11 protein-coding genes are annotated in these 14,750 nt (G+C 45.4%); 7 read left to right on the top strand and 4 right to left on the bottom strand.

Annotated features, from left to right (window positions below; all coding sequences use genetic code 11):
* The first annotated feature begins 343 nt into the window (after positions 1–343).
* Complete coding sequence (locus OZ660_RS18275) at positions 344–1,294, top strand: cation diffusion facilitator family transporter (RefSeq protein WP_274741923.1); 951 nt, start codon at positions 344–346, stop codon at positions 1,292–1,294.
* Positions 1,295–1,351: 57 nt separating this feature from the next.
* Here OZ660_RS18275 and OZ660_RS18270 read toward each other — a convergent pair whose 3' ends face one another.
* From OZ660_RS18270 to OZ660_RS18255, 4 genes are all read right to left on the bottom strand, one after another.
* Positions 1,352–3,772 (bottom strand): TonB-dependent receptor, encoded by a 2,421-nt coding sequence (locus tag OZ660_RS18270; protein ID WP_274741922.1) that lies wholly within the window; start codon positions 3,770–3,772, stop codon positions 1,352–1,354.
* Positions 3,773–4,077: 305 nt separating this feature from the next.
* On the bottom strand, positions 4,078–5,808 hold the full coding sequence (locus OZ660_RS18265; protein ID WP_274741921.1) for a solute:sodium symporter family transporter: 1,731 nt from the start codon (positions 5,806–5,808) through the stop codon (positions 4,078–4,080).
* 17 nt (positions 5,809–5,825) lie between these two features.
* Positions 5,826–7,895: a glycoside hydrolase family 31 protein gene (locus OZ660_RS18260; protein WP_274741920.1), complete on the bottom strand. Its 2,070-nt coding sequence runs from the start codon at positions 7,893–7,895 to the stop codon at positions 5,826–5,828.
* A 142-nt stretch (positions 7,896–8,037) separates the two neighbouring features.
* On the bottom strand, positions 8,038–8,790 hold the full coding sequence (locus OZ660_RS18255) for a sulfite exporter TauE/SafE family protein (protein ID WP_274741919.1): 753 nt from the start codon (positions 8,788–8,790) through the stop codon (positions 8,038–8,040).
* A 100-nt stretch (positions 8,791–8,890) separates the two neighbouring features.
* Here OZ660_RS18255 and OZ660_RS18250 point away from each other — a divergent pair, with 100 nt between their 5' ends.
* The 6 genes from OZ660_RS18250 (at position 8,891) to OZ660_RS18225 (ending at position 14,667) form a co-directional block, all read left to right on the top strand.
* A complete protein-coding gene (locus OZ660_RS18250; protein ID WP_202262772.1) occupies positions 8,891–9,640 on the top strand; it encodes a GntR family transcriptional regulator in 750 nt (249 codons plus the stop codon).
* A gap of 291 nt (positions 9,641–9,931) precedes the next feature.
* A complete protein-coding gene (locus OZ660_RS18245) occupies positions 9,932–10,885 on the top strand; it encodes an aldo/keto reductase (protein ID WP_202262771.1) in 954 nt (317 codons plus the stop codon).
* 9 nt (positions 10,886–10,894) lie between these two features.
* Positions 10,895–11,902 carry a TauD/TfdA family dioxygenase gene (locus OZ660_RS18240; RefSeq protein ID WP_274741918.1) on the top strand — a complete coding sequence of 336 codons (1,008 nt, stop codon included), beginning with the start codon at positions 10,895–10,897 and terminating at the stop codon, positions 11,900–11,902.
* 5 nt (positions 11,903–11,907) lie between these two features.
* Positions 11,908–12,912: a YeiH family protein gene (locus OZ660_RS18235; RefSeq protein WP_274741917.1), complete on the top strand. Its 1,005-nt coding sequence runs from the start codon at positions 11,908–11,910 to the stop codon at positions 12,910–12,912.
* A 73-nt stretch (positions 12,913–12,985) separates the two neighbouring features.
* Positions 12,986–14,284 carry a sulfite oxidase gene (locus tag OZ660_RS18230; protein ID WP_274741916.1) on the top strand — a complete coding sequence of 433 codons (1,299 nt, stop codon included), beginning with the start codon at positions 12,986–12,988 and terminating at the stop codon, positions 14,282–14,284.
* A gap of 2 nt (positions 14,285–14,286) precedes the next feature.
* Positions 14,287–14,667, top strand: coding sequence for a hypothetical protein (locus tag OZ660_RS18225; RefSeq protein WP_274741915.1), 381 nt, complete (start codon positions 14,287–14,289; stop codon positions 14,665–14,667).
* Positions 14,668–14,750: the final 83 nt, after the last annotated feature.

The following is a 14,750-nucleotide window of genomic DNA, read 5'->3' as shown; positions in this document are numbered from 1 at the left end:
ACGGCTGTCTTGAAAGCGCTTACATTACATTAAGCCACTGACACGTAAAGATCAATACTGTTCTCAAAATTTTAACATTTGCAAAATGCGTTTTTTCTGAAAAATTTGCTTGTGCTCATTATTTTTAAAGGCCTTCAGCGTTATTTTATCCAAAAGTTTAAAATTTGCTGTTGCTCAGTTCACGCACTGTTTACAAATTATCGTGTCCAGTGTTAATTGATAATAACAATCCATAGAGCAATCTCCTTGGGCTAGAGGAAGCTTTGGGCTTTATCTACCGTGTATTAGGGCCAAATGCGCTTTTTTGTGTATGCTGTAGCATTCCCTTTGCAGAGAATTAACCATGCATCACCATCATCATTCCCATGCACATGCTCATGACGTTGATAATGCCGACACAACGCGTATTGGTTGGGCATTTTGGCTGAACTTTATTTTCACCATTATCGAGTTTGTAGGTGGTTGGCTAACCAACAGTGTCGCCATTATGGCTGATGCCGTACATGACTTAGGTGATTCTTTGTCCATTGGTTTAGCGTGGTACTTAAGTAAGCTGGGCAAAAAAGCGGCTACACAAAAGTATTCCTATGGCTTTAAACGGCTGAGTTTAATGGGCGCTATGATTAACGGTGTTATCTTGGTGATAGGTTCTGTTTGGGTGTTATCTGAGGCGATTCCGCGATTAATGGAACCTGAAATGCCAATGACACAAGGCATGATTGGACTTGCAATAATGGGTATTGCGGTTAATGGTTTTGCCGCGTACAAACTCCACGGCGGTCATTCTATGAATGAGAAGGTGCTCAATTGGCATTTAATAGAAGACACCATGGGGTGGGTGGCAGTGTTGGTTGTCGCGATTGTATTGCACTTTGTCCATTGGCCCATTCTTGATCCTATCCTCTCTATTGTTTTTACACTCTTCATTCTAATTAATGTGGTGCGATACGTTGTGCAAACGATGGGACTATTCCTGCAAGGTGTGCCAGATATAAAAGTGAGGGAAGCGATCAGCGAAGCGCTACTGTCAATAAAACACGTTGATGAGATTCACCACGTACACTTTTGGTCGTTAGATGGGGAGCAGCATGTGTTAACTGCGCATGTTGTTATTGACTGCAGTATTAGTAATGACACGCTTCGCGAACTGAAGCGCCAAGTAAATTCTCTGTTGGCGCCATTCAATCTTGCTCACACAACGATTGAGTTTGAATTGCCTGGCGAGCCTTGTCGTGATGAGCCGGACAATCTTCATACTCATGCGCATGATCATCAGCACGACGAACTCACCTAGTAATAAAAAAAGGGGCGTTAGACGCCCCTAATGAACACACACGGTTTACAAAAATAATTAGAACTGTGCTTTAAACGCCACACCGAAATAACGGTCTGCATCACGCGGAATTTGGTAACGGAAATTGTCACCGCTATACGTAGTTGCATAGCTGTCATCCAACAAGTTCTTTGCTATCAATGACACGCGGAACGCATCATCTTTGAACGACAAGCCTATGCTCGCATTAAGCATGTTGTAATCTGGCAACAGTGATGCGGGGTTGAAGTTACCGGTATTACCTGGCAGGTCAGAATATTGCTCATCGGTATACACGTATGATGCGTTGTAATACACGTCAAAACCGTGTGACGTTTCCATAAAGTACTCTGCTGATAAGGAGTACTTCATATCAGGTGAGAACGGCACATCCAGACCTGAACGGTCAGTACATGCGTCAGGGTCTACTTCTACTGGGCAATTAAACTCGTCGATTTCTGCCTTCGTGTACGCGGCACCACCGATTAAGGTTAGGTTTTCCGTAGCATTCCACATGAAATCAACTTCAATACCTTGTGTAGTAACATTTCCGGCATTGGTTAAACGCGTAATACAGGCACCGTCTGAACAATCGAAGTTATTCGCTTGGAAACCTTCAATGTCAGTGGTAAATAATGCAACGTTAAATAGTACATCGCGGCTAGCGTATTTGTACCCAATTTCAAATGCATCAGACTCTTCTGCGCCGATAGGACGCCCATCATTTGCGGGATTGAAGTTATAGTAAACGTTGAAGCCAGGGCCTTTATAACCCTGAGAGTACATACCATAAATCATCTGCCCTTGGGCGACATCATATTGAATACCAATACGTCCTGATAGATTGGTTTCATCTACGCTGCCCTGAGTGTCAGTATTTTCAGTAGCCGGACGCACACCTACGCCACGGCGACCATATTCGTCGTTATTGACACGACGATGGGTGTAAGACACTTCGTCGTCGGTATAGCGCAAGCCGAAAATAAGACGCATGTCATCGCTAATGTCATAGGTGCCATCGCCATAAAGTGCCCAGTTATTAAACTCTGTACTCATGTACGCCGTTGCTGAGACAATATCATTTGCATTACAACTTACACCTAGTGAAGCGGCATAAGCGTCTAAATCACCAAGTGCAGTGCTTAGTGCGTCACCTGATAAATTATTCTCTGCGTAAAATGTAAGGGCTTGATCAAGTTGCCCGTTGTTATTTTGACAGCTCGCATCACGCGTAAAGTTACGCTCAGAGTCCATGTTCCAGTAGAAAAGGCCTGCCAAGAAATTAAACGGACCGTCTAAATTAGATGCTACGCGGAACTCTTGAGAAAACTGGCTCCACTCTTGAGGGCCTACATCGTGTAATTGAAAAGGTACGCCAAATACAGGTTCGTTGCTATCGCCCGCGATAGACGTAAAGTCACCCTCTCGGTATTCGGTGTTTTCCCACGAACGCTGTGCAGTAATTGATGTGTACGTGTAGTCACCTACCGTTTTATCTACCTGTACTGAGAACGCTGAATGATCATCAATAGTACGAGACTCAAAATCATGATCGATTCGACGCTGGTCAAGGTCTATATCGGCAACGCCATCAACGATGCCATTGCTGTTTGGTGCAGCTTTAGAGTCAGGGTTTCTGCCACTTGGGAGACCTTCTAAATCAGCACAGCAATCATCATCTGCACTATAGAATTCACCGATAAATTTAACGGTCAAGTCGTCTGCGGGCTCATATAGCACGACTGCGCGAGCACCTTCGCGATCGTAGCCATTAACCTTTTCGTTGTTATATACATTGTCGATGTAACCATCGAACTTACCTTGGAATAACGTCAAGCTTGCTGAAAGCTCATCGGTTAGGCCGCCACTTACGGTACCTTTTAAACGATATTCATTGTCTTGATAAAACTCGGTAGATAAGCTGCCAGTCAGCTCTTGAGAAGGATCTTTTGTGGTAATGTTAACCACGCCCGCAGAGGCGTTTTTACCAAAAAGCGTTCCTTGCGCGCCACGTAGCACTTCAATTCTATCCACATCATATAGGTCGGCAAATGCTTGGCCTGAACGACCTAACACAACCCCATCAACGACTGTAGCAACACTGGGCTCGGCAGCAATACTAAATGAAATAGTACCAATACCTCGAACAGTAAGTGCTGAATTACGGGTAGTTGTTCCTTTTCTAAAGCTTACTGAAGGTACAAGTGCTTGCAAGTTTTCAACATTATTGGCGAAGGCCGATTCAATTTGATCACCGCGCAATACCGAAACAGCAACAGGCACATCGCTGATACTCTGAACGCGCTTTTGCGATGTAACGACAATTTGTTCAAATGATTTTTCATCGTTTTGCGCTTCGGTTTGTTCTGCGTCTTGCGCATAACCATGTGCACTTACGAGTAATCCACATGTCATTGCGAGCGTAACCGCTCGGCTTACAATCGACCTTCTTGTTTTCATGTTGTTCTCCAGGGGTGTTTCGCTTATCGCGCTTTTCATCCTTCGGTATCAAGCAAGGCGTGAACGTATGAAGGTAAAAAGTGCTTGGTTTTTATTGTCGCGGCGTAGGGTACAGCGCTACGCGATTTTCATTTTAAATAAACGGTCTTATGTATAAGAGTTATCTTGCATCTAATGTCTTATATAAGAGTGATTAAGTTAAACAATTGTTAAGTGATTTGCAAACGCTATGTTAATTTTTTTGTGTTTTTTCTATACAGCGCAGAAATTGATAAGGGGAGCGAGGCAGACGCCTCGCGTTTGACTTATTGCGACGTGGCGCTCGCCAGTCGCTTTAAGCCGTTCTCATACTTCACTCTCCACCACTTGAGACTTACACCCACTGCAATAAAGCAAGTGGCCCAAAGTGTTAATAAAATGGGAGTGAAAGCACTACTTAAGCCTCCCACAAAGCCGATAGGAGAAAACATTAGGTAGAGTGTGGCAATTAGGCTCACAAGCACAATAGCGCAAGGAATAGCGTATCGCCACGGCGTCATATTAACTTCGGCTTTGGGGATAAATTGCCATGGTGTCGCCATAGGGTAGAGTTTGCCTATAACCAGCATAATGGCTAACTCAATTGCAAACAAAACGGCGTAGATGTGGATGAAGTTTATCTCAACGTCCCAAACAAACTTCAATAGACCATAAGCGATTACATGAAACACAATGGCGACCTTGGCAGCTAGCGCTGGCACGCGTTTCGTAAATAGCCCAACAAGTACAATAGTGATAACCGGAATATTATAAAAGCCGGTGAATATTCGAATTATTTGCCACAAGCCCTCGGGTGCTAACATTAATAGCGGCGCAGTAATAAACGAGAGAATGGCGATAACCAAGCTTGTTATCTTGGCCACGCGGATAAGTTTTTCATCACTTACCTTATCTTTCTTAAGTGGCTTGTAGACATCTAAGCAAAACAAGGTTGCCGCACTGTTAAGCAGAGAATTAAATGAGCTGAAGACCGCGCCCAATAAAACCGCTAGAAAGAAACCAGATAGGTATTGTGGAAGCACATCTTTCACTAAGTGCGGGTATGCCAAGTCGATAGTTTGTAAGTTGTCGTCTTGATAAAGATGGTAGGCAATGACACCGGGGAGCATCATCATAAAGGGCACTAGCACTTTGAAATAACCTGAAAATAGAACGCCTTTTTGACCCTCAACAAGGTTCTTTGCACCCAGCGTTCGTTGGATAACGTACTGATTTGTTCCCCAATAAAAAAGGTTAGCCAAAATCATACCCGTAAATATGGTGCCAAAAGGCACAGGGTCTTCCGCGCTGCCTATGGCATTCAGCTTTTCCGTTTCAGTGGTGGCAATTGTTGCAAGACCATCGCTGAAATTACCTTCTCCCAAGGCAATAAGCCCTAAAACAGGGACAAGTAATCCAACGATAAGCAGGCCAATGCCGTTAATAGTGTCAGACACTGCCACTGCCTTAAGGCCGCCGAATATGGCGTAAAGCGCACCAATAGTGCCAACTATAACAATTGTGAGAATCAGACTGGCTTCATAACTTATGTTGAAAAGCCCTGGCACATCAAATAAGCGAAGTACCGCAATTGAGCCTGAGTAAAGCACAGAAGGAATGGTGACAAGCGAGTAGCCAACCATAAACAGTACCACTGTCATTCGACGCACACTATCGTCAAAGCGATCGCGTAAAAATTCTGGCAGCGTTGAAAATGCACCGGCTAAATAGCGAGGTAGAAAGATAAGCGCCATAATAATGGTTGAAACGCCCGCGGTGACTTCCCATGCCATTGCGCTTAGGTTGTAGCCAAACGCCGAGCCATTGAGACCAATAAGTTGTTCGGCTGAAAGGTTTGTTAAAATCATGGAGCCGGCAATAAAGGTACCAGTCAGCCCCCGCCCCGCAAGGAAATACCCATCTTGTGTATTTACCTCGCCTTTTGTTTTCATGTAAGAGATAACAGCAACGAGCGCCATAAACGCGATGCATGATAAAAGGGTGAGGGTGATATCCATGAACTGCTCCTTGTGAACTACTGCGCTGGCCACACAGTGGTGTCAGACATGTCCATATCGGTGTGTTGAACCTCTGGTCCAAAAGTAATGTGCTTACCTTTGGGTATAAACACTGCCATTTCATTTAGCGCCAGTATGGCTTCTTTATAATCGCCACCGGTTAATACCTCATTCGTGCCAAGGCGCACCCATTCGCCCTTGGGTAAGTAGTATTTTATTTTGCCACCGGGCACGACACAGGGTACAACCAACAGGTCATCGCCACACATAAATTGCTGTTCGAAAGCATGCGCTAACGGTTCGTCGGGAAATGCCAACGCCATAGCTCTTTGCACTGGTAAGCCAGATACTGAAGCTTGCTCGGCTGTTTTTTGTAAATAGGGAATTAATCGGTAGCGCAGCTTCAATGCTTCAAACACAGCGGCTGACGCAGCGTCGCCATACGACCAGGGTTCGCGAGGGCCTATGCCGTGAAGACGCATGTGAGCACTGAATACAGAAGCTTGAGTCCAGCGCACATATAGCTCTGCATCGCGAGTATCTTTATAAAAGCCGCCTATATCAGTGGCAAAAAAAGGACCGCCTGACATGCCCCAAGACAAACTACCTCGGATACTCGCCGAGAGACCGTGCCAGTCAGCTTGCGGATCGCCTCCCCATTGTGAAGGATAGCGCTGACTTCCTGTCCACGCTGAACGACTAAAAAGAAAGGGGCCGGTTTTACAATACTTCTGAGCAGCCTCATAAACGCATTGGTTGTACAACTTACTATAAACATTATGCAGGCGATTACCTGAGTCGCCACTGTATGACAGCATGTTGTCATCTTCGATTTGCTCACCAAAATCGGCTTTAATCATATCGACACCCAACTCAAACAAAGGCTTATGTGACTCTCGCCAAAACTCGTAGGCCTCTGGGTGCGTGAAGTCCAGAATACCTGAGTCGGGAAGGGGCGTAAGCACTTCGCCAAACGGGCTTAAATCCCACTCATAGCGATAGGCTTCACCCGTTCGCTTATCTTTAATCAGCCAACCGTTGTCTGCTGCTTTTTTAAAGAGTGGGTTTTTGACCGAAATCATCGGGTATTCCCACACACAAATCTTGAAGCCTAGCGCTTTTAGCTCGTCAATGACGGGCTTTGGATCTGCGTAACGTTTCGGGTCCCACTCAAAAGCGAAGCGCGTATCAGTATCCTGCCACGCTCTGCCATCTAAGGTGATTACGTCACAAGGCATCTCTTTCTCGCGCACTTCTCGTGCAACTGCCAAGAGTTCTTCGGCGTCTTTGTAGTACGCTTTTGAGAGAATAACGCCTAAGCTCCATGTCGGTGGTGTAGGAGCGAAGCCGGTAAGTTGACTGTAAGTATGAATGCTTTTAGCTGGCGTCGCCTCGTGGTAAAGGAACATATCTAACAGTGCATCTTCAACAACGCATACATAAGCGCGCTGCGACCATAGGGCGTAACCAACACCGTGAGTAACAGGGGAAGGGGTATGGATAAATAAATTCCAGCCTTGCGGACTCCACGCGTATGGCGTGTTTTTATAAGACTTTTCGGCATTCACACCGAGCGCATCATGATTGTATGACCGAACGAGCTGGCCGCGTTTGTCCAGCTTAGCCCATTTTTCCCCAAGGCCGAATACCGCTTCATCATAGCCAAGTTCAAGACACACAATCCATTGACCATTAGTTTTAGCAAACGGGGGAAGGCGGTGCTGTCGCACAAAATGCCCATCAGTCGCACTTTGCTGTACGAGTTCGTCGTTTTTGTAGAGCTTAAAGTGAAGCGGAGAAGCGAACAACTCGAGACGATAGTCACCACCAAGTAATGTGCAGTGATCTTTATCGCCAGAAAATACCAGTGTCTCATTTTCACACTTGCCAGTGAGCATGCCGTAGACGTGTTGGTCGTCATCAGTGTTTTGAATACGCAGACCAAACTGACTTATAGACAACTTAAGTTGACCATATTGAGTAGGTACAACAAGCATATCATCACTTGCTAAATAAGGTGTCTGGACAATATCCGCGGGTTCGATGCTGTTCCAGTCTGGCTCTACTGTGTTAAAGGCATTGCTCATTAGTACACTACTCTTTATGTCTTATATAAGACATAAGTTAATGAAATGTAACTTTGGTGTCAATGTGCATTTGGTATTTTATAACAATAAACTAAAAGCCAGTGAGCGCTGATGAAAAGATAATCGCCTATATGGATTGGTGTTAGGTAGGGGCATTTTGTACGATTAAAGTCAGGCCGCTGATAGCAAGCATAGCAAGGGCGATGGCGCGAACGGTTTTAGGTTCTACTTTAGCGGCAAGTAATCGACCAACGCGAGTAAAAATCAGGATGACCGGGATGGAACAAGCGCAGGCGATCACAACGTCATAAGTAGGTAGTGTGCCAAAAGGAACAATACATAGGCGAATAAGTGCGGTAACACTAAATACCGCTAATAACGTAAAGCGAATTTCGTTGATTGGCCAATTCTGTCTATAACACTGGAAAACAACAGGAGGGCCAAATGTCGAAAACAACCCGCCTAAAAGCCCGCCAACAGTGCCGGCTATCGCAAAAGCAGAGTCTCGGCCAGAAGCGGGCGCTTTTGTTCTTTTAATCAAAAGCAACAAACAACAGCTGAGTATGGCAATACCGAGTAATAAGTTTAGCCAGGTTGTCATGTTGCTAGAGAGATACTCCAATAACGCATAGCCTACTGCCATAAATGGCACACCACTTAACAACATAATCGAGAAGGCACGCTTGTTCACTTGGTGTGTGTTCTTAATCACAAGCGATACAGAGTTAAATAGGCTCAAGAAACTGACTAAAAACGTGGTGGCTGTCAGCGGCATAATATTAAATAACGTAAAGCTAGATACTACCATCAAGCCAAACCCAAAGCCGCTAAGCGTTTGTAGTACGGTAGCGAGACCTAACAGGGCAAACATGGTCACGAGTGTTTCCAGTAGCATCTAGTGTAATTCCTACGATGTATGTGATTTAAATCAAAAATGCGCTATAACTCTTGTGTATGATATAACAACAGAATAATAAGCATTAGGTTACGGTTTCATGTCGACATCTCAATTTGACCACAAGCTTGGCGGTCCAAGTCTTGCTTTCCAGCCTTTGTACCAACAGGTTGCCGAGTATATAAAGCAACTTATTGTAGAGCGTAGGTGGCAACCTGGCGAGATGTTACCCAGTGAATTTAAACTTGCCGACGAATTTAAAGTGAGTCAGGGAACGGTGAGAAAGGCGCTTACGTTGCTCACTGATACAAAAATTGTGACCCGTAGACAAGGCGTCGGTACCTTCGTGTCTGAGCACACCGCCCAAGATGCACTCTTTCGCTTTTTTCCTCTGCAAGCTGATGGCAAAGGTGCTGACCTGCCAAAAGCAGAGTTGCTCAGTAAAGAACAAATTGAGCCTACTGAAGCAGTTCAAGAAGCGCTGGCTATTTCAGCAAAAGACAAAGTGATAAAGCTTAAGCGAAGACGTATTTTAGATAATGAATTCTGTATGTTAGAAACCATTTATCTACCAAGTAAGTTATTCGCCGATATTGATAAGCGCGAAGATATTCCGCATACGCTTTATCACTTCTACCAAACTGATTACAACCAAACCGTATTTAAAACGCGAGACAGTATCAAAGCTGTGCTGGCAACAAAGAGTGATGCAAAAAGCCTTTCTGTTGAAAAAGGTGCACCATTACTTTTAGTCACGCGCGTAACCGAATCTATCGACGGTAAGCTTATCGAGTATCGAGAGAGTAAATGCCGCACCGATCATTATCACTATCAAGTTGAGTTGGATTAACGCGTTCATCATTTCTTCAAAATGATTCTGTGTTTGTCTTTGATAAACGGCTGGTCAAATCCTATTGATTAGCCGAGTTATTCCTCTCTACCTACTCTCAGTCACATTCTATCGCCCAACAAGTTGTAGCTATCTAGGCTCCACTTGCGGCTTTTTGTCGTATCTCAATAAGTTTGTTAACACTTTGTTGACAATGTTTGGTCGCTATAATAACTTATGTCTTATACAAGACTAAAGTGTAGTGATAAACTTACTTTATCTCAACAACAGATTACTAAGGTTGAATACGCGATGGATAAAATACCAGAGGTAGGCTTTGGCTTTTGGAAAGTAGATAAGGCAATTTGTGCCGATACTGCTTATGAAGCGATTAAGGCGGGCTATCGCCATTTAGATTGTGCGTCTGATTATGGCAACGAGAAAGAGGTGGGTGCGGGTATTAAGCGCGCCATTGAAGATGGTCTTTGTACCCGAGATGAACTTTGGATAACGTCAAAGCTCTGGAACACCTTTCATGCGCCAGAGCATGTGGAGTTGGCACTAGACAAAACACTGGCTGATTTGCAGTTGGATTATCTTGATTTGTATCTTATCCATTTTCCTATAGCGCAAAAATTTGTCCCTATTGAGACACGCTACCCGCCAGAGTGGTTTGCCGACCCTGAGGCCGACGAGCCTAAGATGGAACTCGCCCCTGTCCCGCTTTATCAGACGTGGGGAGCAATGGAATCATTAGCTGATGCAGGTAAAGTAAAGCAGATTGGTGTGTGTAACTACAATACAGGCCTCATCCATGATCTTATGGCCTACGCGCGCATCAAGCCCGCTATGCTACAAATTGAATCACACCCTTACCTAACTCAAGAAAGGTTAATTCGCTTAGCCAAAGATTATGGCCTTGCTGTAACAGCGTTCTCACCACTTGGCGCTTTATCGTATTTGGAATTAGAAATGGCTGATCAAACCGAGTCTGTGTTAGAGCAGAGTGTCGTAAAAGCAGCGGCAAAGGCCCATGGTAAAACACCAGCGCAGATTGTGTTGCGTTGGGGGATTCAACGCGGCAATGCCATCATTCCTAAAACGTCGAAAGTAGAACGCATGAAAGAGAATCTTGCATTGTTCGATTTCACCCTTAGCGATGATGAAATGCAGGCAATTTCTGGATTGAACGTTAACCGCAGATTTAATGACCCAGGTCACTTCTGTGAAGCTGCTTTCAATCGCTTCCACCCTATTTACGACTAGGAGTAAAACATGAAAAACGTCAACCAGACCTCAAGTGTTGAGTATGCAAATGTCGCCACTCAGCATCATTACAATGATGATGTGTTTCCTCAAATCGTGGTAAATAACGGGCAATGCAAAACAGTGGCTGATACAGTGGCATTTGTAAACGCCAATCAAACTGAGCTAGAAGCCAAGCTTGCCAAGGCTGGAGCACTTCTGTTTCGCGGCTTCCCCATTGACTCCGCTGAGGCCTTTGACGTTTTTTCTGCAGGGTTTGGCTATCCAAATTTCACTTATCAAGAGTCTTTATCTAACGCGGTGCGAATCAATTTTACCGAACGTGTTTTTACCGCCAATGAAGCGCCCAAAGATGTAGAGATCTTCTTGCATCACGAAATGGCGCAAACTCCCATTTCGCCCAGCAAGCTGTTCTTCTTTTGTCAGTCTGCCGCAGAGCAAGGCGGTGCTACGCCACTTTGTCGTTCGGACAAACTGTTTGAAGCCCTAAAGGTAGAGAACCCATCACTTGCCAGCGATTTCAAAGAAAAAGGGTTGAAATACACCACAACAATGCCGGCTGCGAATGACGCTAATTCTGGCCAAGGTAGAAGTTGGAAAAGCACACTAAGTGTTGAGACACTTGAAGAAGCTGAAGCGAAACTACAAGAGTTAGGCTACAGCTGGCAGTGGCTGGAAGATGGAAGCTTAAGAGCGGTAACTCCTGTCTTACCTGCGGTGATCGAGTTAGATGATGGTGCTGAAGTGTTTTACAATCAGCTAATTGCTGCCTACATGGGGTGGAAAGGTGTACGAGAAAACCCCTCGTCAGCCATTACATTTGGTGACGGCAGTGCTATTCCAAAAGACGGCTTAGAGCGAGTGTCTGAATTGGCAGAAGATTTTACCTTTGACCTAGAGTGGCAAGACGGTGATGTAGCCATTGTTGATAACTATCGCGCAATGCATGGTCGACGTCCCTATTCGGGCGAAAGAAAGCGCGTAGTTCTTGTGGCATTGGTAGCCTCAGAGCGATAATTGAAATGAATGACTTAGCCGTTAAGTGCAAAAATATTTGGCCGGGGTTGGGTATTGCAACCATTACAGGAATGGCAGCACTCTTTCTTAGTGAGCATTACAATGCGCCGGCCATGTTATTTGCGCTACTGCTAGGTATGGCAGTGTCGTTTCTTTATCAGAACGATACGCCGTGTGCGTGTGGCATTGATTTTACCGCCAGCACATTGTTGCGAGCCGGTGTTGTTTTACTGGGGCTGCGGATAGCGCTTGGCGATCTTGCAGTACTCGGCTGGCAAACTGCCTTAATGCTCGCTTTTGCAATCTTTACAACGATTGTTTTGGGTGTTTTTCTTGCAAAGTCGCTAGGCTTACAAAAACGCTTCGGGGCATTAACGGGTGGCTCTGTTGCCATTTGTGGCGCTTCTGCAGCGCTGGCGATATCCACTATTCTTCCTAAAGGCCAAAATCACGAGCGAGATACCTTACTGACCGTTATTGGTGTGACTGCCATGTCCACAATTGCCATGATTTTGTACCCCATTTTATCTGCTCAATTAGGCATGAACGATACCGAAGCCGGTATATTTCTTGGTGGCACTATTCACGATGTCGCCCAAGTGGTCGGCGCGGGTTATTCAGTGTCTGATAGTGCCGGTGATATGGCGACACTGACTAAGTTGGTTCGCGTCGCGATGCTGATGCCGGTGGTACTTATCATGATGTTGGTGATCAAACGCTTTTATAAGGCAGACGCCAAAGCGGGTGAGGGGGATATTCCTAAAATGCCAATGTTTCTTGTGGGCTTTATCTTATTGATGCTGTTGAACAGTTTTGTGTCCTTGCCCACTGTGGTGGTTGAAACCGGTACACAGGTCTCTCGCTTTTTTTTGGTGGTATCGATAACCGCCATTGGCATGAAATCTAATTTAGGAAAGCTGGCCGAAGTTGGCGTCTTACCCATCGTTATGATTATCACAGAAACGCTTTGGATAGCGTTACTCATTCTGGGTTATTTGTTTCTAATTTAGGCGTTTTGGCGCCCACAATAAGCGTGGTGTTTACCACACTGTCATTGTGGTGTTTGGTTAAGAGGTGTGAGTGATGAAAAAGCGCGGTCTTCATGAGCTTTATGCTGAAAATCCTATAGAAGCTGACAAAGCTGTTTTTGGCAGAACAAGTGATACGTTAACACGTAGAGGATTTCTCTCGGGACTAAAAGGGTTATCTATTTTACTTGGGGCCGAAGTGGTATACGGACGCTTTATGCCAGCTGGTCTTATTCCCGCTGCGTTTGCCCAAAGTGACTCGCCATTTACGATTGAAGGTAAGGAAGGATTAGTTGTACTTAATGACCGACCTGTCAATGCAGAAACGCCCGCGCATTTACTTGACGATGCGGTTACGCCTGCAAAACACTTTTTCGTGCGCAACAACGGCATAGTGCCACAAAACCCCAATGCCAATTCATGGTCACTTACAATCGAAGGGGAATCTGCAAAGCAGTCGCGAACCTTCACCCTTGACGAGTTGAAAGCCGAATTTACGCATTACACCTATCAACTTACATTAGAGTGTGGTGGCAATGGTCGTGCAGAATTTTCTCCCGCTGCAACAGGTAATCAGTGGACAACGGGAGCGGTAGGGTGTCCTAGATGGACGGGAGTTCGTTTGAAAGACGTTCTACAGGCTGTCGGTGTAAAAGAAGATGCTGTGTATATTGGCTACTACGGAGAAGATCAGCACTTGAGTCGCACACCAGGGAAAGCAGCAATATCCCGAGGTGTACCTATTCATAAAGCCATGGAAGATGAGTCGTTAATTGCGTGGGAAATGAATGGTGAGCCCTTACCGCTGATGAATGGCTACCCACTGCGATTGGTGTTTGGCGGCTGGCCCGCTTCAACTTCTGGAAAATGGCTTAAAAAAATAGTCGTACGGAATAAAGTTCACGACGGCGCGAAAATGCTCGGTAAAGCCTACCGCGTCCCATGCAAGCCTGTAGCGCCGGGTGCGTCTGTTGCCGACGAAGACATGTGTATTATTGAAGCGATGCCGGTCAAATCGCTCATCACTTTTCCTCAATCAGGAAGTACCCACAACGTGTCTGAACCACTGAAAATAAGAGGGCATGCATGGTGTGGTGAGAGTGCGGTAGATAAGGTACACGTGTCTATCGATTTTGGGCAAACGTGGCAAGCCACTACCTTAACCGCCCCGGTAAATAAACACGCATGGCAACACTTTGACGCTAAGCTTCGCTTCCCTCAGCAAGGGTATTACGAGGTGTGGGCAAAAGCTGTAGATAAACAAGGCAAAGCGCAACCTATGGTGTTACCGGGATGGAATCCAAAAGGCTATTTGAATAATGCATGTCACCGTATAGCACTTAAAGTGGTGTAGGCATGACTTTTCGCATTCTTTCCTATGTTTGTACATTAACGCTGTGTTTACTGTCACCGTCAGTGCATGCTGTGGCCGCCGACAACAGCGCGGCGATAGTCAATTCTACCCAAAGCATCGACCCTCAATCTGGGCTTGTAATAGCTAAAGGCATGAGTCTGGTTCAAGCCCACTGCAGTGCGTGTCACTCACCATCACTTATCACGCAAAACGCGATGAGCCGAGAACGTTGGCTGGAAACCATACGTTGGATGCAAGAAACCCAAAAGTTGTGGCCACTGGGCGATGCAGAAGACGATATTCTTGATTATTTGTCGACATGGTATGGCCCTAAAGTTTCTGCGAGACGTCCACCCTTAGCCCCTCATCTTTTGCCGAAATAAATTGTCAGCTTTTTCTTATCTTTGCCGATAAACCATAACACGCTCTAATTATTACTGGCTTTCCTTGTTATTTTTTTGTTACT

This window comes from Alteromonas sp. 009811495 (assembly GCF_028865455.1).
Taxonomy (GTDB): domain Bacteria; phylum Pseudomonadota; class Gammaproteobacteria; order Enterobacterales; family Alteromonadaceae; genus Alteromonas.
Note: the sequence above shows the minus strand (reverse complement) of the source record. Positions and strands in the feature narration are given on the sequence as shown.

Excerpts from the sequence above, each read along its gene's own strand:
- OZ660_RS18275 (WP_274741923.1), top strand. The coding sequence starts at position 344 with ATGCATCACCATCATCATTCCCATGCACATGCTCATGACGTTGATAAT.
- OZ660_RS18270 (WP_274741922.1), bottom strand. The coding sequence starts at position 3,772 with ATGAAAACAAGAAGGTCGATTGTAAGCCGAGCGGTTACGCTCGCAATG.
- OZ660_RS18265 (WP_274741921.1), bottom strand. The coding sequence starts at position 5,808 with ATGGATATCACCCTCACCCTTTTATCATGCATCGCGTTTATGGCGCTC.
- OZ660_RS18260 (WP_274741920.1), bottom strand. The coding sequence starts at position 7,895 with ATGAGCAATGCCTTTAACACAGTAGAGCCAGACTGGAACAGCATCGAA.
- OZ660_RS18255 (WP_274741919.1), bottom strand. The coding sequence starts at position 8,790 with ATGCTACTGGAAACACTCGTGACCATGTTTGCCCTGTTAGGTCTCGCT.
- OZ660_RS18250 (WP_202262772.1), top strand. The coding sequence starts at position 8,891 with ATGTCGACATCTCAATTTGACCACAAGCTTGGCGGTCCAAGTCTTGCT.
- OZ660_RS18245 (WP_202262771.1), top strand. The coding sequence starts at position 9,932 with ATGGATAAAATACCAGAGGTAGGCTTTGGCTTTTGGAAAGTAGATAAG.
- OZ660_RS18240 (WP_274741918.1), top strand. The coding sequence starts at position 10,895 with ATGAAAAACGTCAACCAGACCTCAAGTGTTGAGTATGCAAATGTCGCC.
- OZ660_RS18235 (WP_274741917.1), top strand. The coding sequence starts at position 11,908 with ATGAATGACTTAGCCGTTAAGTGCAAAAATATTTGGCCGGGGTTGGGT.
- OZ660_RS18230 (WP_274741916.1), top strand. The coding sequence starts at position 12,986 with ATGAAAAAGCGCGGTCTTCATGAGCTTTATGCTGAAAATCCTATAGAA.
- OZ660_RS18225 (WP_274741915.1), top strand. The coding sequence starts at position 14,287 with ATGACTTTTCGCATTCTTTCCTATGTTTGTACATTAACGCTGTGTTTA.